The following is a 20,309-nucleotide window of genomic DNA, read 5'->3' as shown; positions in this document are numbered from 1 at the left end:
GGGTGGGGAACCCACGATTTGGCTGGTCAACCAGGGAGCTGGGGGGTTCCCCCACCGTCATCAGGGTGGGGAACCCACGATTTGGCTGGTCAACCAGGGAGCTGGGGGGTTCCCCCACCGTCATCAGGGTGGGGAACCCATCATTTGGCTGGTGAACCCGGGAGCTGGCGGGTTCCCCTACCGTCGTCGGGGTGGGGAACCCACGATTTGGCTGGTGAACCAGGGAAATGGCGAGCCCCTGGCGCCGGGTGGGGCCAGGGGCTCGGGTGCTGGGTCCGCCGAGTACGGCGGTCGGTACGGGTCAGGCCGGACGGCGGCGGATCTTGTTGCCGAGCCAGACGATCGGGTCGTACTTGCGGTCGGCGACGCGTTCCTTCATCGGGATCAGCGCGTTGTCGGTGATCTTGATGTGTTCGGGGCAGACCTCGGTGCAGCACTTGGTGATGTTGCAGAAGCCCAGCCCGTGCTGGTCCTGGGCCGCGTGCTGCCGGTCGGCCGCGTCGAGCGGGTGCATGTCCAACTCGGCGACCCGCATCAGGAACCGGGGACCGGAGAACGACTCCTTGTTCTCCTCATGGTCCCGGATCACGTGACAGGTGTCCTGGCACAGGAAGCACTCGATGCACTTGCGGAACTCCTGCGAACGCTCCACGTCGACCTGCTGCATCCGGTACTCGCCCGGCTTCAGGTCCGCCGGCGGCTTGAAGGCCGGGACCTCGCGGGCCTTCTGGTAGTTGAACGAGACGTCGGTGACCAGGTCCCGGATCACCGGGAACGTGCGCATCGGCGTCACCGTGACGACCTCGTCCTCGGCGAACGTGTTCATCCGGCACATGCACATCAGCTTCGGCATGCCGTTGATCTCGGCGCTGCAGGAGCCGCACTTGCCGGCCTTGCAGTTCCACCGGACGGCCATGTCGGGCGTCTGGGTCGCCTGCAGCCGGTGGATGACGTCGAGGACGACCTCGCCCTCGTTCACCTCGACCTCGTAGTCCTTGAGCTCACCGCCCTCGGAGTCACCACGCCAGACGCGGAATTTGCCTGTGTAACTCATTTGGCCGGCAGCTCCTCATCCGTCAGGTACTTCTTCAGTTCGTCGACTTCGAACAGCTCGAGCAGGTCCTCGCGCATCGGGATCTGCTGCTTCTCGGTCACGTTCACGTGGCCTTCGGCATCGAGCTTGCAGACCAGCAGCTTCTTGCGCCACTCCGGCGACATCTCCGGGTAGTCGTCGCGGGTGTGACCGCCGCGCGACTCCTGCCGCAGCAGCGCCGCACCGGCCACGCACTCGGACACGGTCAGCATGTTCCGCAGGTCGAGCGCCAGGTGCCAGCCCGGGTTGAACTGGCGGTGACCCTCCACCGTCATCTTCGCGATCCGGCCGCGGAACTCGGCCAGCCGGCCGAGCGCGCGCTCCATCTCCTCTTCCTTGCGGATGATGCCGACCAGGTCGTTCATCGACTGCTGCAGGTCCTGGTGGATCGAGTACGGGTTCTCGCCGCCCTCGAGCTCGAACGGCGCCAGCGCCTCGGACGCGGCCGCGTCCACATCGGCCTCGTCGATCTTCGGCCGCTCCTGCAGACCGTCGACGTACGTCGCGGCGCCCATGCCGGCCCGCCGCCCGAAGACGAGCAGGTCCGACAGCGAGTTGCCGCCGAGCCGGTTCGAGCCGTGCATGCCGCCGGCGACCTCACCGGCCGCGAACAGACCGGGAACCGTCGACGACGCGGTGTCAGGGTCGACCTCGACGCCGCCCATCACGTAGTGACAGGTCGGACCGACCTCCATCGGCTCCTTGGTGATGTCGACGTCCGCCAGCTCCTTGAACTGGTGGTGCATCGACGGCAGCCGCCGGGTGATCTCCTCGGCCGGGAGCCGGGACGACACGTCCAGGAACACACCGCCGTGCGGCGTACCCCGGCCGGCCTTCACCTCGGAGTTGATCGCCCGCGCGACCTCGTCCCGCGGCAGCAGCTCCGGTGGGCGCCGGTTGTTGTCGGCGTCCTTGTACCAGCGGTCGGCCTCTTCCTCGTTGTCCGCGTACTGCGCCCGGAACACGTCCGGCACGTAGTCGAACATGAACCGCTTGCCCTCGGAGTTCTTCAGTACGCCGCCGTCGCCGCGGACCGACTCCGTGACCAGGATCCCCTTCACCGACGGCGGCCAGACCATGCCGGTCGGGTGGAACTGGATGAACTCCATGTTGATCAGCGTCGCGCCGGCCCGCATCGCCAGCGCGTGCCCGTCACCGGTGTACTCCCAGGAGTTCGAGGTGACCTTGAAGGACTTGCCGACGCCACCGGTCGCCAGCACGACCGCGGGCGCGTCGAACAGGATGAACCGGCCGGACTCACGCCAGTACCCGAAGGCGCCGGAGATGGCGTCGCCGTCCTTCATCAGCTCGGTGACCGTGCACTCGGCGTACACCTTGAGGTTGGCCTCGTAGTCGCCGGTGGCCTCGAAGTCCTCCTGCTGCAGCGAGACGATCTTCTGCTGCAGGGTGCGGATCAGCTCCAGACCGGTGCGGTCGCCGACGTGCGCGAGCCGCGGGTAGGTGTGGCCGCCGAAGTTGCGCTGGCTGATCCGGCCGTCGGGCGTGCGGTCGAACAGCGCGCCGTACGTCTCCAGCTCCCAGACCCGGTCGGGCGCCTCCTGCGCGTGCAGTTCGGCCATCCGCCAGTTGTTCAGGAACTTCCCGCCGCGCATGGTGTCGCGGTAGTGGACCTGCCAGTTGTCGTTGGAGTTCGCGTTGCCCATCGCGGCCGCGCAACCGCCCTCGGCCATCACCGTGTGCGCCTTGCCGAACAGCGACTTGCAGATGATCGCGGTGCGCTTGCCCTGCTCGCGGGCCTCGATCGCCGCGCGCAGGCCGGCGCCGCCGGCCCCGATCACGACGACGTCGTACGAGTGTCGTTCCAGCTCAGTCATAAGTCTTCTTCAGATCCCAGAGTAGGTGCCGCGTCAGTTGATGATGCGCAGGTCGGAGAACCATCCGGCCGACAGCGCCATGATGTAGAAGTCGGTCAGGATCACGGTGAACAGCGACGTCATCGCGAAGGTGCCGTGCTTCGGGTTCAGCTTGGACACGAAGGTCCAGTACCGGTAGCGCATCGGGTGCTTGGAGAAGTTCTTCAGCCGGCCGCCGACGATGTGCCGGCAGGCGTGGCAGGACAGCGTGTACAGCCACAGGCAGACCAGGTTGATCCAGATGATCACCGTGCCGAGGCCGATGCCGAAGCCGCCGTCCTTGCCGTGGAAGGCCTGGATGCCGTCGTAGACGTTCAGCAGACCGAAGATCAGCGCGCCGTAGAAGAAGTAGCGGTGCAGGTTCAGCGCGACCAGCGGGAACTTCCGCTCACCGGTGTAGGTCTTGTGCGGCTCGGGCACCGCGCACGCGGCCGGCGCGAAGAACAGCGACCGGTAGCCCGCCTTGCGGTAGTAGTAGCAGGTGCCGCGGAAGCCGGCCAGGATCACGAACGTGATCAGGCTGAACGGCAGGAACCGCGGGAAGTTGCCGAACCAGGTGCCGAGGTGGCTGGAGCCTTCGACACAGCTGCTGGTGACACAGGGCGAGTACAGCGGCGTGAGGTAGTGGTAGTCACCGACCCAGTACCACTTGTTCATGAAGATCCGGATCGTCGCGTAGACGATGAAGAACAGCAGGATCACGCCGATCCGCAACGGCGCGAGCCACCATCGATCCGATCTCGCGGTCTTGAGGCCGATCTGTGCGCGGCCGGGGCTGCTTACTCCGGTGGCCATCAGGGAGCGTGCCTGTCAGGCGCGCCGAAGCCTTCATGCTCCGCGTCTGTCCACATGGACGCGTCATACTCCACGTCGGGAATCTCCTCGAGTTCCTCCGGAACGGGTCCGGGCCTGTGCCTGGGGTCGGGCGGGCCGAGCTCTGCGAGATCGTCGCTCAGCCGGGCCACGTCGGACACCAGGCGGCGAATGCCGAGGGTGTCACCGTACTCCTGGCTGAGTTTGCCGACGGCAGCGTGTAGCCCTTCGAGTGCGCGAGCGACCGCAGCAACGCCGCTGTTGCCTTCAGCCATGCCGACTCCAGTGATGGTTATGTAGCTGTCAGTATGGGCACACTTTGCCCCCGCGAAGCGTCCAACGGAAGACCCATCGGTACGGCGTGTTTCCGGTTAGGGTTACCTCAGTTGCGACCGTGCCGACGGGTGGAGTAATGGAGCGAATCCGGCCTTCAGCACAAGAAGATTCGCCGGTGGGGTGAGGGTCTCGACCTGCTGCAGACCGGGCGGTCGCAGCGCCTCGCCGTACCCCTCCCAGGACCACGGGAGCACTCGTTGCCCGAGCACCAGCGCAGGCCTTCCGTCGAAGCGCACCATCGCGCCGTCCGGCAGGTCGGCGAGGTCCTGGATCGTGGTCCGTTGCCGGCGGGTCCGTGACTCGACCCGCTGACTGTGCAGTACTGCGTCCATCTCGGCGGCTCGCGGGCGTTCGGCCTGTCCTTGCGCCCACGCTCCGGCGTACAGCAGGAAATCCCTGCGCCGGCAGTAATGACAGGGGCGATGCCCGGCCGCGAGCGCGACGGCCTCGTCGAAGAAGAACAGCGCCGTCCAGCGTCCGGGCGGCATCGGATCGCGCTGGATCCCCTTCCAGTCAAGGACGCAGCAGATCCACGCCTTCGATCGCCAGCGGGTCGTGCCGAGCCGGCGGTCGGGCGAGTGCAGGCTGCCGCGGTTGCCCATCAGGAGACCGCGGCCGGGGTCGGCGACGATCTCTTGGGTGGGCAGAACCCTGTTCTGCAACGGCATACCGGCATCATGGCGGACTCGGCGGACAGTTTCTGGCAGAGTCGCGACAATGCAGACAGTTGTTGGAGTCGCCGTCGTCCGCGACGGACTGGTGCTCGCGGCGTACCGCCCCGACGGCGGCTGGGAGTTCCCGGGCGGGAAGGTCGAGCCGGGGGAGACCGACGAGCAGGCCGCGGTGCGGGAGATCCGCGAGGAGCTCGACCTGGAGATCAAGGTCGGCGACTCGCTCGGGCCGGGCGTGGACATCTCGCCGGACTACCGTCTGCACGTCTATCTGGCCACGGCGGTCGCCGGAGATCCGGTACTGCGGGAGCACTCGGAACTGCGCTGGTTCGGGCCGGCCGAGCTCGACGAGAACGACTGGCTGGAGCCGGATCGCCCGTTCGTGCGGGCCTTGCGCCGGCAGTTGTGAGTGGCGGAACTCACACTGCATCCCGCCAGCAGCAGGTGACGCAGCGAAACTGTATGGGTGGTTTGTATGGGTTGTACCTGGTGAGTGGTTCGGCCCGGCGACGAGAATCCTGCCCTGAGACTTCTGGGGAGGAGTGAGGTATGTCGGTGTTTCCGGCAGTTCCGGTGGTGCGAAGAGAGGACTTCGCGCCTGAGATCGTCTGCGAGGTGTACGAGCTCGGGTCGCACCGGCGTGCTCCGGCACTGGTCAAAGAGCTGACCAGCCGACAGGTCACGATCGGCCGGATGATGTCGACCGGCGCCAAGGACGCCGCGATCGCGCGGGAGCTGGGCCTGTCGTTGCGGACGGTGCGCGCGGAGATCGGCGCGTTGATCGCGGGACTCGGCGCCAAGTCGCGGTTCCAGGCCGGGTGCCTGCTGGTCCGCCGCTTCGGCTGAACGGAAACTGTCCGGCGGCCGACGTAGGCTTTCGGCATGGTTGAGCTTGCTGAGCGCCGGCTGATGCTGGTGCACGCCCACCCGGACGACGAAACCATCAACAACGGTGCCACGATGGCGCGCTACGTGGCTGAAGGCGCCCACGTCACGCTGATCACCTGCACTCTCGGTGAGGAGGGTGAGGTCCTCGTCCCCGAGCTCGCCCACCTGGCCTCCGACCAGGACGACGCGCTCGGCGAGCACCGGATCGGTGAGCTCGCCAACGCGATGGCCGAGCTCGGAGTGACCGACCACCGTTTCCTCGGCGGCGCGGGCAAGTACCGCGACACCGGGATGATCTACAACGACGAGGGCAACGCCGACGTCCCGCACGAGACCCGCAAGGACAGCTTCTGGCAGGCCGACCTGGTCACCGCGGCGAACGATCTGGTCCCGATCATCCGTGAGCTCCGCCCGCAGGTCCTGGTGACCTACGACCAGTGGGGCAACTACGGCCACCCGGATCACATCAAGGCACACCGCGTCGCGACGTACGCCGCCGACCTCGCCGCCGCCCGGTCGTACCGCGAGGACCTCGGCCCGGCCTGGGACATCCCGAAGATCTACTGGACCGCGATGGCCGAGTCCCGGATGCGCTCGCAGCTCCGGATGCTCCGCGACGCCGGCGACCAGACCACGTTCGAGGGGCTGGACCCCGACGGCCCGATGCCGCCGATGATCACCCCCGACCGCCTGATCGACTGCGTGATCGACGGCGAGCAGTTCGTCGACCGCAAGATGAACGCGATGAAGGCGCACGCCACCCAGATCACCGTCGACGGCCCGTTCTTCGCCCTGTCGAACAACCTCGGCAACCAGATCTGGGGCTCCGAGCCGTACCGCCTGGTCAAGGGCACCGCGGCGCCCGGCCCGGACGGCGTCGAGCACGACCTGTTCGCCGGCCTGTAGACGTACTACCGGGCCGACGTGTGAGGTGACCGTTCCCACACGCTCGGTTGAGGCATCAACCTTCCAGCAGGCATAACCTGCTGGGGTGTCCTCAACCGAGCCCAGCGGGAGCGTCCCGCCCGCGGAGTTCCGTACCGCGCTCGGGCAGTTCGCGTCGGGGATCACGATCATGAGCACGCTGCAGGACGGCGTCGCGCACGCGATGACCGCGAACGCGTTCACCTCGGTCTCGCTCGATCCGCCGCTGGTGCTCGTCTGCGTGGACAAGGGCGTGCGGATGCATGCCGCCGTACTTGACTGCGGGTACTGGGCGGCGTCGGTGCTGTCCGGTGCGCAGCGGGAGATCGCCGAGCGGTTCGCGCGGTCCGGCCGCGATCTGTACAGCCAGTTCGACGGCATCGCGACGTCGGCCGGCCCGAAGACCGGCTGCCCGGTGGTCGACGGCTCGCTGTCCTGGCTCGAGTGCCGCACGTGGGCGACGTACGACGGGGGCGACCACACGATCGTGGTGGGTGAGGTGCTGAGCCTCGGCACCGGCGAGCCGGCCGACCCGAGCGCGCTGATCTACCACTCCAGTCACTACCGGAATCTCCCGGGAAACTGAGCGTTACCGCGGGGCAACCAGGGGCTGCCCCGGCGGTCGGAGGACCCGCTCGCGTCCCGTAAGATGTGCGCTTGTGCCTTGACCACGGCTCGAGCAGGAGGACTCTGTCCGGTGGGGAGAAAGCAGCTCGCGGGGATCATTGCCGCCGCGGCGCTCGGTGTGCTCGTCGTGGGGTACGGAGCGGCGTTCGCGTTCGCCGGTGACAAGATCCCCGGTGACACGACCGTGCTCGGGATCCCGATCGGCGGGCTCTCCAAGGACGCCGCGAAGGCCAAGCTCGACGCCGGTCTGAAGGACCGGATCGCCGCCCCGATCGCGCTGAAGGCGGGCGAGTCGAAGTTCACCGTGGCCCCGGCCGACGCCGGCCTGACCGTCGACGTGGATGCCACCGTCGAGGCCGCGGGCGCGGGCCGCAGCCTCTCCCCGGCCCGGATCTGGCACGCACTCACCGGCGGTGACGCGGTCGAGCCGGTCGTCGACAAGGACGACGCGAGGCTCAAGGCCGCCATCGACAAGCTCGCCGCGCAGGTGAACCGGCCGGCCACCGAGGGCACGATCACGTTCAAGGGCACCGAGCCGGTCACGCATCAGCCGGCCCCCGGACTGCAGCTGGACGCCGCGAAGGCGCCGGCGGCCGTGGTCGCGGCGTACCCGTCGGACGGCAACCCGAAGGACCTTCCGGTCGGCGTGACCCAGCCGAAGGCCGGGAACGACGCGATCAAGAAGGCGCTCACCGACTTCGCCGAGCCGGCGATGTCCGGCCCGGTCCGGCTGACCGTCGGCACCAAGTCGGTCGAGCTGCAGCCGGCCGAGATCGCACCCGCGCTGACGCTGACCGCACAGGACGGCCAGGTCATCCCGGCGCTGCGGACGAAGACGCTGGAGCCGCTGTTCCAGCAGCGGTTCAAGGCCCTGGAGACGCTGCCCAAGGACGCCACGGTGCAGATCGTCGGCGCCGGGCCGAAGGTGATCCCGGCGGTCGACGGCATGGTCGTCGACCGGACCAAGGTCGGTGCGGCGATCCTGGCGATCCTGCCGAAGCCGACCGGCGAGCGGCGGGCCGCCGTACCGCTGACGCCGACCAAGGCGAAGTTCACCACCGAGCAGGCGACCGCGCTCGGGATCACCGAGAAGATGGGTGATTTCCAGACCCAGTTCCCGCACGCGCCGTACCGCAACACCAACATCGGCACCGCCGCGCGGAAGATCAACGGGACGCTGCTCAAGCCGAACGAGACGTTCAGCCTGAACAAGATCGTCGGCGAGCGGACCAAGGAGAACGGGTTCACCGAGGGCTACATCATCAGCGGCGGGAAGTTCGAGAAGGACCTCGGCGGCGGCGTCTCGCAGTCGGCGACCACCACTTTCAACGCGGCCTTCTTCGCCGGGCTGAAGGTTCTCGAGCACAAGGCGCACAGCGTCTACATCTCGCGCTACCCGGTCGGCCGGGAGGCGACCGTCGCGTGGCCGAACGTCGACCTGAAGTTCCTGAACGACTCGGGTCACGGGATCCTGGTGCAGACGGTCTTCAAGCCGTCGACCCCGGGGAACTCGGGCAGCATCCGGGTGATCATCTGGGGCACGAAGGTCTGGGACATCACCGCCGGGCAGTCGGCCAAGACGAACTTCCGGCAGCCGGTCGTCCAGTACAACCCGGCGGCGGGCTGCGAGGCGCAGGCGCCGACCCCCGGCTTCGACATCACGATCTTCCGGTACTTCGCGAAGAACGGCGCGCGGGTCAAGACCGAGCAGTTCACCACGAAGTACAACGCCGCCAACGACATCCGCTGCGGCCCGAAGCCCGGCACCACCCCGACCCCACCACCCGGCGGTACCACCACGCCGCCGGGCCGGGTCAAGCCGCCGACGAAGCCGGCCAGCTAGTTCCCGGAGCCGAGCCGGCTGGCTCCTGGAGCCTGGCCGGCTAGCTCCGGTGGAGCTGGTGGAGCTCGGCGGCGACCTGGTTGAAGAGCTCCTCGTCGATCACGGCGCCTTCGCGGCGTACCTGCTGCGGGTCGATCCGCAGGACCCGGTCCAGCCGGATCTCGCTGGGCCGGTGCTCCTTGTCCCAGGCTCCGCTGCCGATGTCCATCCACACCCGGCCCCAGCGCGCCTCGTCGGCGGCGTCGCGGTCGTGGTCCTTGCTGGTCAGGATGAGCGCCAGCAGGTAGACGTCGTCCGATCCGACCACGAGCACGGGCCGGTCCTTGCCCCGGTGGTGGTCCTCCTCGAACGGCACCCAGGTCCAGACGATCTCGCCCGGATCGGCCACCCCGTCGTCCGGGTGCGGCTTGTACTCGACGTGCACGGTCCCCTCGAAGTCCCCGGGGTACTCCGGACGCTCCACCACGTGATCCGCCATGGCACGGGAGCCTAATGCCCCTCACATCACGGCGGTCTCACACCGTTCCATCGACGTGCACATCACTCAGACACGAAATCGGGACGCGATCCTCGCCGTCCTGCTCACCGGCCAGTTCATGGCCAATATCGACACCGCGGTCGCGAACGTCGCCGGTCCGTCGATCGGCGTTGATCTGCACGCCTCCGAGGGCGCGGTCGGCCTGGTCGTCTCCGGGTACGTCGTCGCGTTCGCCGTACTGCTGATCACCGGAGCGCGGCTCGGCTCGTCGCTCGGGTATCGGCGGACGTTCCTGCTCGGTCTGACCGTCTTCACCGCGGCATCTGCCTTGTGCGGCCTCGCTCCCGGCATCTCGTTGCTGGTCGTTGCTCGCTTCGTCCAGGGTGCCGGTGCGGCGCTGATGGTGCCGCAGGTGCTCAGCGGCATCCAGTTGCACTTCCAGGGCCGCGACCGGCTCAAGGCGCTCGGCTACTTCTCGATCGCGCTGTCCGGCGGTGCAGTAGCCGGTCAGCTGCTCGGTGGCGTGTTGATCGCAGCTGACCTGTTCGGCACTGGCTGGCGGCCGATCTTCCTGGTCAACCTGCCCATCGGCATCGCGCTGGCTGTGGCCGGTCGTCGCCTGCTCCCTGCTGATCCGGTCGGACGTCGTGACCGCCTCGACCTGACCGGCGTACTCGCCTTGTCCACAACGGTTCTGCTCGTCATCGTGCCGCTCCTGCTCGGCTCCGAACGCGGCTGGCCCACCTGGTCCTGGCTGTGCCTCCTGCTCAGCCTGCCGGCGCTAGCGCTCTTCGAGTACGGCGAACGTCGTGCAGCCGCCCGCGGTGGCCGCCCGCTCATAGCGCGCCAGGTCCTCGCCGACCGCTCGGTCCGGGCCGGTCTGCTTGCCCACGGGTGCACCAGCGGCACGTACTTCGCTCTGCTGTTCGTTCTCGCCCTCTACCTCCAGGGCGGGCTGCACAAGGGCCCGGCGTACTCGGGCTTCGCCATGGTCGTCTGGGTGGCCGCCTTCGGCCTGGCCGGACCGATCCTGCCCAAACTGCGCAGGGGAGTGCGGTGGATGCCGGTCGTCGGCTGTCTGGTCCTGACCGCCGGCTACCTCTGCGTGCTGGCCTATCTGCTCCTCGGCGGCCACACCGGTCCGCTGCTGTTCGCTCTGCTGGGTATTGGCGGCCTGGGGCTCGGTATCAGCGCAAACACGCTCATCGGTGCGGTCACGTCGCGCATGTCCTCGGAGTACGCGGCTGACCTGTCCGGAGTGGTGGCGACGAACGCACAGCTCTCTGGAGCGCTAGGTGTCGCGCTGGCGGGCTCGACCTACGCTGCGCTGGCTGCGGACCCCAGTAGGGCGCTGGAGGTCGTGCTGGCGGGTTTCGTCGTACTGACGCTGATCGGGTCCGGTGCGGCTCACCGATTGGTCAGATAGCGGTACCGGTACGCCTCGCGGTACCCGAGCCGCGTGTACGTCGCCATGGCGGCGGCGTTCTCGAGCAGCACCTCGAGATAGGTACGCCGCCCGCCGTGCGGCCCCGCCCACCGCGCCAGCCCCTGGACGATCGCCGTACCAAGGCCCCGACGCCGATAGCCCGAGCAGACCCGGATCGCGTCCACGCCGAGCCAATGCCCCGTCATAGACCCTCGCCCGACCGCTACCACCGCGCCGTCCAGGCGGACCGACGCGAACACCGCCTTCGCGGCCCCCTCGAGCACTTTCGGTGCCACAACCGGTACTGGGCCTTCGAAAGCAGCCGCGTACCACGCGTCACCCGGCCGCTCGGTCAACTCCACGTCGTACGCAGGCTCGGCGTTCACGTGGTCGAGTGTGGTGTGCATGACGAGTACGTCGGACTGCTCCGGCCGGGCGTCGACCCACCCGCAGGCACGGATCTCCTCGTCCTGGGGACTGCCGAGGCGGACCTGCGCCTGTGGCGGGAGGCGGCGTTCGTCGTAGAAGGCCGTCGCCTGCTGCAGGGCGTCCGGGATCGGCATACCGGGGTCGCCGGCGGGGAGGAGCGAGTTGCCACGGCCGGTCCAGCCCGAGGATGCTCGCAGCAACCAGTGGCCGACGTACGCCGTCTCTGCAGCCGGGCGGCCCAACGCGGCGGTGAGGAACAGTTGGTCGACGTCAACCGGGCGCAGCGGCATCTCCGGGATCGTCTTGGCCGCCGTCACGTCCGCGGTCGGGATCTCGTGCAGCGTGCCGTCCGCGTGCCGGACAGCCAGCATCTGGGGGTCCCCGGCCTGCAGAACGCCGATCAGATCGGTCAGACCGCCCGGTATCCGGTGCCGGACGACGACACGGTGGCCGATATCACGGGCGCCGAGGCCTGACACGATCCGGACTCCTGGCAAAGTGGGCGAAGGACTACCGTGATACTAGAGACACGAGCATCACCGCATCGCAGCACCCCGAATCCGACGCTGCGCTTGCCTGCCATAGGAGGAGTAGCAGTGACCTACGTCATCGCGCAGCCGTGTGTTGACCTGAAGGACCTCGCCTGTGTCGAGGAGTGCCCCGTCGACTGCATCTACGAGGGCAACCGGATGCTGTACATCCACCCCGACGAGTGCGTCGACTGCGGAGCGTGCGAGCCGGTCTGCCCGGTCGAGGCGATCTACTACGAGGACGACACCCCGGAGCAGTGGAAGGACTACTACACCGCGAACGTCGACTTCTTCAACGACCTCGGCTCGCCTGGAGGAGCGTCCAAGCTCGGCAAGATCGACAAGGACCACCCGTTCATCGCGGCCCTGCCCCCGCAGGAGCACGACGAGTAAGCGACTGATCACAGAAATGGGACGCCCAGTGTGGGCGTCCCATTTCTATTGGTCCAGCACGTCCACGTGGACGTGGTCGAGGTGGCGGAGGATCTTCGGGTCGCCGGAGCGCTCCGGCGGCGTGTAGTCCCGCCAGCCGCTGTCCGACCGGCCGCCGGCGGTCCAGATCTTGTCGCTGAAGATGACCGTCTTGATCTTGAGCAGGTCGGCCCGCGCGACCAGGTACTGCGCGATCGCCCACCCCTTCGTCGTGTGCGCCGCCGAGATCGGCCGGACGAACACGTCCACTGCCCGCCCGTCGTAGTGCGCCGACCCCTCCATGTGCCCGGTCGAGACGCCGCCCGCGGCGTACCCACCGGTCGACAGCTTCCCGAACGTCCGGATCAGATCCTTCCGTACGGCGTCAGCCCGCGGCGTGAGCCCGTTCGGTCCCATCTTCTCCACCGGCACCGAGTCCGTGTTCACAGTGCAGCTGAACACGCTTTTCGACTGCCCGGTCAGCGCCGACGCCAGGACCCGCGCGTCCGCCTCGTGATCGGCGTACGCCGTCGGGAACGCGCTGCGCTGCACCTTGTCGGCAGCGACCGTGACTGCGAGCTGCTGGTAGTTCTTGATCTTCACCAGCGCGTCGTAGAACCTCCCGGTCGCGTAATACGGGTCCCGCACCTGCGTCGCCGTACCCCAGCCCTGTGACGGCCGCTGCTGGAACAGCCCGAGCGAGTCGCGGTCCCCATGCGCCAGGTTGCGCAGGTCGGACTCCTGGTACGCCGTCGCCAGCGCGATCGTCGCCGCGCGGGCCGGCAGCCCACGCCGTACGGCGGTGCCCGCGATGATCGCCGCCGACTCGGCCTGCTCGAAGTCGAGCACGACCATCTGCCCGTTCACCGTGGCGGTGCACTGCTCGCGCGGCGGCAGGAGCTTGCCGACCTGCTTGCCGCCGAGCCAGGCGACACCGACGCCGACCGCGAGGCTGAGCACGCCGATGGCACCCACGGCCACGAGGGCACCACGTTTCACCGGCATACCGCTCCCAACGTCCGAGGGCGGGGGACAGGTTCCAGTTCGCCCATCACGAACTGGTTGACGTGTGCAGGTCTGTGTTGGTTGGCAAAGTCATACTTTCGTACAGGTCAGGCGTTGGCGTGCAGCGCCTCGTTGAGCGTGATGCCCTCGCCCTTGCGCGGCCGGGCCTCGACCGCACCGGTGACCGAGTTGCGGATGAAGAGCAGACCGGGCTGCCCGGACAGCTCCCGGGCCTTGACCGTGGTGCCGTCCGGGAGGGTGACCTTGGTGCCGGCGGTCACGTACAGCCCCGCCTCGACCACGCAGTCGTCGCCGAGCGAGATGCCGGTCCCGCCGTTCGCGCCGAGCAGGCACCGCTTGCCGATCGAGATGACCTGCTTGCCGCCGCCGGACAGCGTGCCCATGATCGACGCGCCCGCGCCGATGTCGCTGCCGTCGTCGACCACGACCCCGGCCACGATCCGGCCCTCGACCATCGACGTACCGAGCGTGCCGGCGTTGAAGTTCACGAAGCCCTCGTGCATGACCGTGGTGCCCTCGGCGAGGTGTGCGCCCAGCCGGACCCGGTCCGCGTCCCCGATCCGGACGCCGGACGGTACGACGTAGTCCGTCATCCGCGGGAACTTGTCGACGCTGGTGACGCCGAGGTGCTGCCCGGCGGCACGCGCCCGGAGCCGGACGTTCTCGATCTCGTCCACCTGGACCGGGCCGAGGGACGTCCAGGCGTTGTTCGGGAGGGCGGCGAAGATGCCGTCCAGGTTCACGCCGTGCGGGCGGACCAGGCGGTGGCTGAGCAGGTGCAGGCGGAGGTACGCGTCCGCAGTACCGTTCGGGGCGTCGTCCAGCACGATCTGGGTCGCCACCACCTCACGCCGTACCTGCCGGAGGTCGTCGTGGCCCTCGGCGGCGATCAGCTCGGCAGGCGCCTTGGTGTCCTCGGGCCGCGCCCCAAGCGCGGGCGACGGGTACCAGACGTCCAGGACGTCTCCAGCGGTCGTCACGGTCGCAAGGCCGAAGCCCCAGGCATGCACGGCAGTCTCGGTCATGGCTACACCCTAATTCGGCGGCGAGTGAGCGCGTGCCGTGGTCTACTCTTCGGATGCTTCCCGCCTGGCTTGAGGTTGTGTCGGATCCGGTTCTCGAGGCTACGAAGGCTCCTGGGGTCGGCGCGTTGAGCGGGGAGTTGTTACGGCAGTGGGGGTCGTCCGAGGTGTGGCGGTTGTCGTACGGGCTTCGCAGCGTGATCGTGAAGCGGGGGACCGATGGGCAGGCCGACGAGGCGGCGGCGTACGAGCGTTTCGTCGTACCGCTCGGGCTCCCGGCGCCTTCGTTGCTGCATCGGTATCGCTCCCCGGAGGCGGGCGTGCTGGTGCTGGCGGACGTCGGGCGGGTGACGTTGGAGCAGGAGCCGAGCGCGGAGGGCTTCGTTGCGGCTGCCGAGCTGGCTGCGACGATCCGGTCGCGGGAGGTGCCGCAGCGTAGTGAGTTCCCGCCGGAGCGGGTGAAGGAGATGGCGGCCCGGATCGGGCGGATCGACTTCGATCTCAGCCCGTTGACCGAGGCGCTGGCCGCGCTGCACCGCGACGTACCTGTCGGGGTTGTGCATGGTGACTTCGTGCCCAAGAACCTGGTCACCGACGGCGTGCGCTGGACTGCGATCGACTGGCCGGGCGCGTATCTGGCGCCGCATCTCAGCGACCTCTACACCCTGCTGCGTGACGCCGAGTCGCTCGGTCATGACCGTGCCCCGATAGTTGCCCGCTACATCGATGCCGCAGGCACCAATCCTGCCGTGGTCGAGCGGCAGCTCTTGGTCGGCGGTGGTTGCTTCTACCTGGTCGCGTTGAAGTTCATCGTCGAGGAGGGTCTGCGGACGATCCCGGAGTCGGCGGACTGGATCGACGGGCTGCTGAGGGAGCTCGCTGACGTCGTCGGTGCGTTGTCGTGAGGCTCCTCGTCCTGGGTGGTACGAAGAATCTCGGCCGCCACGTCGTCGAGGCAGCGCTTGCCTCCGGCCACGATGTCACGCTCTTCAACCGCGGTCTGACGAACCCGTCGTTGTACCCCTCCGTACGCCGTCTCGTCGGCGAGCGTGCGGCGCCGGACGTGTTGGCGAGTGGGGAGTGGGACGGCGTGATCGACATGTCCGGCTTCCTCGTCCGGGACGTCTCGCTGAGCGCCGCTTTGCTGCGCGACCGATGCGGCTTCTACACCTACATGTCGTCGATCGCGGTCTATGCCAGCAAGGTGATTCCCGGCATGACGGAGTACGCACCGTTGCTGCCCTGGCCGGACGGCGCACCCGAGGACCACTTCACGATGGACCTCTACGGCCCGTCCAAAGTCCGCAACGAATCGTTGCTCACCGCCACCTTCGGCGACCGAACCGCCGCCGTACGCTCCGGCTTCGTCGTCGGCCCTTACAACCCCGACTTCGGCAACTGGGGCTGGGCCTTGGCCTACAACGAACCTCTCGAATGCGCCGCCCGGCCCGACCAGCCCATCCAGTACATCGACGCCCGCGACCTGGCCGCCTTCCTCCTCCACCTCACCACCGACCGCCTGCCCGGTCCCTACAACGCAGTCGGCCCAACCCACACCATGACCGACCTCGCCGACGCCTGGCGCTCCGCCGTACCCAACCCTCCTGCGGTGAACTGGGAACCTTCCGAAGACCGCTTCCACCTCCCCCACGACGGCACCAACGACGGCACCTTCCAACTCGACAACACCCGAGCCCTGACCGCCTGCCTCCAACTCCGCCCACCCGAAGAGTCCGCCCGCGACTACGTCACCTGGATCCAAGAGGGAAACATCCCGCCCGACCCGCCTCACTAACGGGGCATCCCGGGGCATCCCAGGGCAGATATCCACAGGCGCGGGTCGACGCCCTCCGCACTTGGTCACCGGCACCTAAGGTGTCGCTCCATGTACTTCGAGCGGCCACTGGTGCGTGCCTATGTGGACGAAACCGGCGACCGTGGTCTGTCGTCCAGATCGTCGCGGTATTTCGGCATGGTCGCAGTGGTGGTCGCCGACGAGGACGACTCGGGTCTGAGGCGCGCAATCGCCGAGTGCCGTCGACGGCTGTCAGTTCCCGCGGGCAAGCCGTTGCACTGGACCGAGCACGTGAAGCGCTACCCACGCAGACAGTTCGTCGCATCGCAGCTCGCCGCGGTGCCAGGCGCTGTCCTGAACATCGTGCTGGTCGAGAAGGCCGCCGTCGCCGAGCGGATCTCGGACCAGGTTGCCTTCTACAACTTCGTCGCCGGACGGGTGCTCGAACAGGTCCTGGACACCGCGGACCAATGGCCGGGAGGCCGCCGGGATCTCGTGATCACCTTCGGGCACGTCCGTGGATTCCGTCACGAGGAGACCTTGGCCTGGTTCGAGAAGCTACGAGTGAGCGACTCGGCCGACGCCCCATGGGATCTGCTGCGAGGTCGACCTGCGTTCTTGGGACCCGGACAGCTCGACGGACTGCAGGCAGCGGATCAGTACTGCGGCATGCTGCGCGCCGGCCTGGAGGCGGATGAGTTCGGCGGTTTCGAAGCTCACCACCTGCTGGCGGTCCGGCCGCAGATTCGGTATCCGGACGGGTTCGAAGGAACTGTGCTGCCAGGCACGATGGCGGCCTACCCGTGGTGGCCGGAGGACGGCCTGTGAAGACGGAACGAGGCCTTCGATGGTCCGGAGCGCCGCACCTGACAGGCGGGTCTGACAGCAGACCTGGCGTTCTCTCCGCGGCCATCGAAGGCCTCGTGACCGTCAGTTTAGCAGGCCGTCCACGATGGAAACGTTCCTCCCGCGGCGCCGCACTGATACGTAACATTGCGCCGTGATCATTGAGACCGGTGGTGGACCAGGTGGACCGACCAGCCCGCGGGCTGGGTTCAGCAGTGTGGACGGGACCCGGTATTCGGGGACTTCCGGTGGTCGGCAGGAGGCTGGGCTGCCGGGGGCCGGGGGAGTGGTCGGCGCTGGGGATCGGTTGCGGTACAAGATCTATCCGGTGCTCGATGCGGGGTTGACGTACTCCGCGACGTACGCGGCGGTGGAGCTCGTCTTCTCGGATGGGACGCGGTCGGCGGGGGCTGATCAGTACGGGAAGCCGGCCGACGCGGCCGGCCAGGGTGCGGCGAAGATTCTGTACGCCGATCAGTGGAACGACGTGCAAGTCGATCTGACTGCTTTTGCGGGGAAGACGATCGCCGACGTCCTGCTCGTGGTGGATGCGCCCGGGGCGGCAGATTTCGAGGGCTGGATCGACGACGTCGAGATCGGGCCGGCGCCCGCGGAGCCGGACGGTACGGACCTCACGGCGTACGTCGACACCCGGCGCGGCACCAACGCCAGCCATGACTTCTCCCGCGGCAACACGCTCCCGATCACGGCGTGGCCGAACGGGTTCAACTTCCTCACCCCGGTGACCAACGCGTCGACGTACCGCTGGCCGTACGAGTATCACCGCGCCAACAACGCGGACAACCGTCCCGAGCTGCAGGGCCTCACGTTCTCGCACCAGCCGAGTCCGTGGATGGGCGACCGCGATCAGCTCACGATCATGCCGGTTGCGGCCGCCGAGCCGCTGGGCGATCCGGCCGAGCGCGCGGTCGCATTCAGCCACGACGACGAGGTCGCGCGGCCTGATCTGTACGCAGTCGCGCTCGCGAACGGCGTACGCGCGGAGCTCGCCCCGACCGACCACGGCGCGATCTTCCGTTTCACGTTCCCGGCCGACGCGGCGGGGCGGCACCTGGTCTTCGACACGATCGACGAGAACGGCGCCTTCTCGTACGACGGGACCGCGGTCACCGGCCGGGTCGAGAACGGCGCGGAAACCGGGCGGACGCGGATGTTCTGCTACGGCACGTTCTCCGTCGCACCGATCGGTTTCGGTGCCGCTTCGGGCGGGCGGGAGAACGCGCGGGCGGCGAGTTTCGACGTACCGGAGGTGACGTTGCGGATGGCAACGTCCTTCATCGGTGTCGACCAGGCGCGGCACAACCTGTCGCTGGAGCTCGGCGGGACCTTCGAGGAGATCCGAGCCTCCGCCAACGCCGCCTGGAATGAACGTCTCGCGGTGATGCGGCCCGAGGGGGCGACGCTGCCGCAACTGCGAACCGTTTACGGCAACCTGTATCGGCTCAACCTCTACCCGAACTCGCACTTCGAGAACGCGGGGACCGCTTCCGAGCCGTCGTACGTATATGCGAGCCCGGTGCTGCCTGTCGAGGGTTTGGCGACCGACGTCTCGACCAACGCGGTCGTGAAGCCCGGCAAGATGTATGTGAACAGTGGGTTCTGGGACACCTACCGGACTGCGTGGCCGGCGTACGCGTTCTTCTACCCCGCGTTGACCGCGGAGCTGATCGACGGGTTCGTACAGCAGTATCGCGACGGCGGGTGGATCGCGCGGTGGTCGTCGCCCGGGTACGCCGACTGCATGACCGGGACGAGCTCGGACGTGTCGTTCGCCGACGCTTATCTGAAGGGCGTCGAGCTGCTGGACCCGTTGGCGACGTACGACGCCGGGCTCCGGAACGCGACCGTCGCGCCGGAGGCGACCGAGGTCGGACGGAAGGGCGTGGAGACCGGGTTCTTCGCCGGGTACGTGAGCACGGACACCGAGGAGAGCGTGTCGTGGTCGCTCGAGGCGTACCTGAACGACTTCGGGCTGGCGTCGATGGCGTTGCAGTTGGCTGAGGTGTTTCCTGATCGGCGTTCGCAGTTGTTGGAGGAGGCGGAGTACCTGCGCCGCCGCTCGCTGAACTACGTCCTGCTCTTCGACCCCGCAGTCAACTTCTTCCAAGGCCGCCTCGCGGACGGGACCTTTGCCAAGTCGCCCGCCGACTTCGATCCCGAGGAGTGGGGCGGCGACTTCACCGAAACCGACGGCTGGAACTTCGCCTTCCACGTCGCCCACGACCCACGCGGACTCGCCAACCTGTACGGCGGCCGTCGCGGTCTCGAGGCCAAGCTCGACGGGTTCTTCTCCACCCCCGAACTGGCTACGAAGAAGGGCACGTACTCGATCGTCATCCACGAGATGGTCGAGGCCCAGGCCGTCCGCATGGGCCAGTTCGGCTTCAGCAACCAGCCCGCCCACCACATCGCCTGGATGTACAACTACGCCGGCGCCCCGCACAAGACCCAGGCGATCGTCCGTGAGGTGCTGGACCGCCTGTACGTCGGCGAACAAATCGGCCAGGGCTACCCCGGCGACGAGGACAACGGCGAGATGTCCGCGTGGTACCTCTTCGCCGCCCTGGGTCTCTATCCGCTCCGCGTCGGCGCTCCCGAGTACGCCATCGGCTCCCCGCTCTTCACCCGCACGGTGGTCGCGCCCCTCGGCGGCCGACCCTTGACCGTCACCGCCTCCGGCGTCGAAAACCCTTACGTCCAAGACGTCCTGGTCGACGGCAAACCGTTGCCCACCGCATCCATCACCGCCGCCGACCTTCAAGTCGCGGACACCCTGGACTTCACCCTGGGCGCGACCCCCTCCGACTGGGCCACCCTGCACTCCCCACCGGCGCTGACCCTCGACGACGCCATCCCCACCCCACTCGCCGACCTGATCCCGCGCGATCCCGACAACCCCTTGTTCGACGACACCTCTACCACCTCCGCCGAGGTCGAGACCGTCACCTGGACCCTCCCGTCACCCGCGACCCCCACCCTCTACACCCTCACCTCAGCCGCCTCCGGAACCGCCCCCACCACCTGGCACCTGGAGGGCTCCACCGACGGCACCACCTGGACCGTCCTGGACACCCGCACCAACCAATCCTTCCCCTGGCCCCGCCAAACCCGCCCCTTCACCATCCCGAACCCCACCACGTTCCAGCACTACCGCCTAACCTTCCCCACCCCCACACCCCTCACCCAAATAGAACTTCTCAACTAACCGCACCCCGCTCAAAGGACACCGCACCGCGGCAGCTGTCTTGTCGGCCGG

Annotated in this window: 20 protein-coding genes; 11 read left to right on the top strand and 9 right to left on the bottom strand. The window is 68.0% G+C overall.

Annotation, left to right across the window (positions count from 1 at the left end):
* Positions 1–301: 301 nt before the first annotated feature.
* The 5 genes from OHA10_RS02395 to OHA10_RS02375 form a co-directional block, all read right to left on the bottom strand.
* Complete coding sequence (locus tag OHA10_RS02395) at positions 302–1,054, bottom strand: succinate dehydrogenase/fumarate reductase iron-sulfur subunit (RefSeq protein WP_371404517.1); 753 nt, start codon at positions 1,052–1,054, stop codon at positions 302–304.
* Positions 1,051–2,928: a fumarate reductase/succinate dehydrogenase flavoprotein subunit gene (locus OHA10_RS02390; RefSeq protein ID WP_371404516.1), complete on the bottom strand. Its 1,878-nt coding sequence runs from the start codon at positions 2,926–2,928 to the stop codon at positions 1,051–1,053. Before OHA10_RS02390 ends, OHA10_RS02395 begins: the two co-directional genes overlap by 4 nt.
* A gap of 33 nt (positions 2,929–2,961) precedes the next feature.
* Entirely contained in the window at positions 2,962–3,762 is an 801-nt protein-coding gene (locus OHA10_RS02385) for a hypothetical protein (RefSeq protein ID WP_371404515.1), read from the bottom strand.
* On the bottom strand, positions 3,762–4,055 hold the full coding sequence (locus OHA10_RS02380; RefSeq protein ID WP_137258333.1) for a hypothetical protein: 294 nt from the start codon (positions 4,053–4,055) through the stop codon (positions 3,762–3,764). Before OHA10_RS02380 ends, OHA10_RS02385 begins: the two co-directional genes overlap by 1 nt.
* Positions 4,056–4,157: 102 nt before the next feature.
* Entirely contained in the window at positions 4,158–4,784 is a 627-nt protein-coding gene (locus tag OHA10_RS02375; protein ID WP_371404514.1) for a hypothetical protein, read from the bottom strand.
* Between the two features lie 49 nt (positions 4,785–4,833).
* Between OHA10_RS02375 and OHA10_RS02370 the strand changes: the two genes are divergently transcribed.
* The 5 genes from OHA10_RS02370 to OHA10_RS02350 all read left to right on the top strand — a co-directional run bounded on the left by OHA10_RS02370 (position 4,834) and on the right by OHA10_RS02350 (position 9,069).
* Positions 4,834–5,196: a (deoxy)nucleoside triphosphate pyrophosphohydrolase gene (locus OHA10_RS02370; RefSeq protein ID WP_371404513.1), complete on the top strand. Its 363-nt coding sequence runs from the start codon at positions 4,834–4,836 to the stop codon at positions 5,194–5,196.
* A gap of 140 nt (positions 5,197–5,336) precedes the next feature.
* A complete protein-coding gene (locus OHA10_RS02365; protein WP_371404512.1) occupies positions 5,337–5,633 on the top strand; it encodes a LuxR C-terminal-related transcriptional regulator in 297 nt (98 codons plus the stop codon).
* 36 nt (positions 5,634–5,669) lie between these two features.
* Complete coding sequence (gene mshB, locus OHA10_RS02360; protein WP_371404511.1) at positions 5,670–6,581, top strand: N-acetyl-1-D-myo-inositol-2-amino-2-deoxy-alpha-D-glucopyranoside deacetylase; 912 nt, start codon at positions 5,670–5,672, stop codon at positions 6,579–6,581.
* Positions 6,582–6,666: 85 nt separating this feature from the next.
* On the top strand, positions 6,667–7,185 hold the full coding sequence (locus OHA10_RS02355) for a flavin reductase family protein (RefSeq protein WP_371404510.1): 519 nt from the start codon (positions 6,667–6,669) through the stop codon (positions 7,183–7,185).
* 111 nt (positions 7,186–7,296) lie between these two features.
* Positions 7,297–9,069, top strand: coding sequence for a VanW family protein (locus OHA10_RS02350; RefSeq protein WP_371404509.1), 1,773 nt, complete (start codon positions 7,297–7,299; stop codon positions 9,067–9,069).
* A 40-nt stretch (positions 9,070–9,109) separates the two neighbouring features.
* Here the strand turns inward: OHA10_RS02350 and OHA10_RS02345 are convergent, their stop codons facing one another.
* A complete protein-coding gene (locus OHA10_RS02345) occupies positions 9,110–9,547 on the bottom strand; it encodes a type II toxin-antitoxin system PemK/MazF family toxin (protein ID WP_371404508.1) in 438 nt (145 codons plus the stop codon).
* Between the two features lie 55 nt (positions 9,548–9,602).
* Here OHA10_RS02345 and OHA10_RS02340 point away from each other — a divergent pair, with 55 nt between their 5' ends.
* On the top strand, positions 9,603–10,973 hold the full coding sequence (locus OHA10_RS02340) for an MFS transporter (RefSeq protein WP_371404507.1): 1,371 nt from the start codon (positions 9,603–9,605) through the stop codon (positions 10,971–10,973).
* Here the strand turns inward: OHA10_RS02340 and OHA10_RS02335 are convergent.
* Positions 10,955–11,881, bottom strand: a complete 927-nt coding sequence (locus OHA10_RS02335; RefSeq protein ID WP_371404506.1) for a GNAT family N-acetyltransferase — start codon at positions 11,879–11,881, stop codon at positions 10,955–10,957. The genes OHA10_RS02340 and OHA10_RS02335 overlap by 19 nt on opposite strands.
* Before the next feature lie 117 nt (positions 11,882–11,998).
* On the opposite strand from OHA10_RS02335, the gene fdxA reads away from it, so the two are divergent.
* Entirely contained in the window at positions 11,999–12,325 is a 327-nt protein-coding gene (gene fdxA, locus OHA10_RS02330; RefSeq protein WP_012923087.1) for a ferredoxin, read from the top strand.
* A 45-nt stretch (positions 12,326–12,370) separates the two neighbouring features.
* Here fdxA and OHA10_RS02325 read toward each other — a convergent pair whose 3' ends face one another.
* A complete protein-coding gene (locus OHA10_RS02325) occupies positions 12,371–13,324 on the bottom strand; it encodes a hypothetical protein (RefSeq protein WP_371404505.1) in 954 nt (317 codons plus the stop codon).
* Between the two features lie 131 nt (positions 13,325–13,455).
* Positions 13,456–14,394 carry a 2,3,4,5-tetrahydropyridine-2,6-dicarboxylate N-succinyltransferase gene (dapD, locus tag OHA10_RS02320; RefSeq protein WP_371404504.1) on the bottom strand — a complete coding sequence of 313 codons (939 nt, stop codon included), beginning with the start codon at positions 14,392–14,394 and terminating at the stop codon, positions 13,456–13,458.
* Positions 14,395–14,471: 77 nt separating this feature from the next.
* Here dapD and OHA10_RS02315 point away from each other — a divergent pair, with 77 nt between their 5' ends.
* The 4 genes from OHA10_RS02315 (at position 14,472) to OHA10_RS02300 (ending at position 20,258) form a co-directional block, all read left to right on the top strand.
* A complete protein-coding gene (locus tag OHA10_RS02315; protein WP_371404503.1) occupies positions 14,472–15,296 on the top strand; it encodes a phosphotransferase family protein in 825 nt (274 codons plus the stop codon).
* Positions 15,293–16,186, top strand: coding sequence for an NAD-dependent dehydratase (locus OHA10_RS02310; protein ID WP_371404502.1), 894 nt, complete (start codon positions 15,293–15,295; stop codon positions 16,184–16,186). Before OHA10_RS02315 ends, OHA10_RS02310 begins: the two co-directional genes overlap by 4 nt.
* A 90-nt stretch (positions 16,187–16,276) precedes the next feature.
* The gene (locus OHA10_RS02305) at positions 16,277–17,014 is read left to right on the top strand and encodes a DUF3800 domain-containing protein (protein ID WP_371404501.1); all 738 of its coding nucleotides are present in this window, start codon (positions 16,277–16,279) and stop codon (positions 17,012–17,014) included.
* A 172-nt stretch (positions 17,015–17,186) separates the two neighbouring features.
* The gene (locus OHA10_RS02300; RefSeq protein ID WP_371404500.1) at positions 17,187–20,258 is read left to right on the top strand and encodes a GH92 family glycosyl hydrolase; all 3,072 of its coding nucleotides are present in this window, start codon (positions 17,187–17,189) and stop codon (positions 20,256–20,258) included.
* Positions 20,259–20,309: the final 51 nt, after the last annotated feature.

It is taken from the genome of Kribbella sp. NBC_00662 (assembly GCF_041430295.1).
Lineage (GTDB): Bacteria > Actinomycetota > Actinomycetes > Propionibacteriales > Kribbellaceae > Kribbella.
This window is presented reverse-complemented; position numbering and strand designations above follow the sequence as displayed.

Bases quoted from the DNA above. Each gene is read 5' to 3' on its own strand.
- OHA10_RS02345 (WP_371404508.1), bottom strand. From the start codon at position 9,547: ATGGCGGATCACGTGGTGGAGCGTCCGGAGTACCCCGGGGACTTCGAG.
- OHA10_RS02380 (WP_137258333.1), bottom strand. From the start codon at position 4,055: ATGGCTGAAGGCAACAGCGGCGTTGCTGCGGTCGCTCGCGCACTCGAA.
- OHA10_RS02365 (WP_371404512.1), top strand. From the start codon at position 5,337: ATGTCGGTGTTTCCGGCAGTTCCGGTGGTGCGAAGAGAGGACTTCGCG.
- OHA10_RS02305 (WP_371404501.1), top strand. From the start codon at position 16,277: ATGTACTTCGAGCGGCCACTGGTGCGTGCCTATGTGGACGAAACCGGC.
- OHA10_RS02375 (WP_371404514.1), bottom strand. From the start codon at position 4,784: ATGCCGTTGCAGAACAGGGTTCTGCCCACCCAAGAGATCGTCGCCGAC.
- mshB (WP_371404511.1), top strand. From the start codon at position 5,670: ATGGTTGAGCTTGCTGAGCGCCGGCTGATGCTGGTGCACGCCCACCCG.
- OHA10_RS02395 (WP_371404517.1), bottom strand. From the start codon at position 1,054: ATGAGTTACACAGGCAAATTCCGCGTCTGGCGTGGTGACTCCGAGGGC.
- dapD (WP_371404504.1), bottom strand. From the start codon at position 14,394: ATGACCGAGACTGCCGTGCATGCCTGGGGCTTCGGCCTTGCGACCGTG.
- OHA10_RS02390 (WP_371404516.1), bottom strand. From the start codon at position 2,928: ATGACTGAGCTGGAACGACACTCGTACGACGTCGTCGTGATCGGGGCC.
- OHA10_RS02370 (WP_371404513.1), top strand. From the start codon at position 4,834: ATGCAGACAGTTGTTGGAGTCGCCGTCGTCCGCGACGGACTGGTGCTC.
- OHA10_RS02385 (WP_371404515.1), bottom strand. From the start codon at position 3,762: ATGGCCACCGGAGTAAGCAGCCCCGGCCGCGCACAGATCGGCCTCAAG.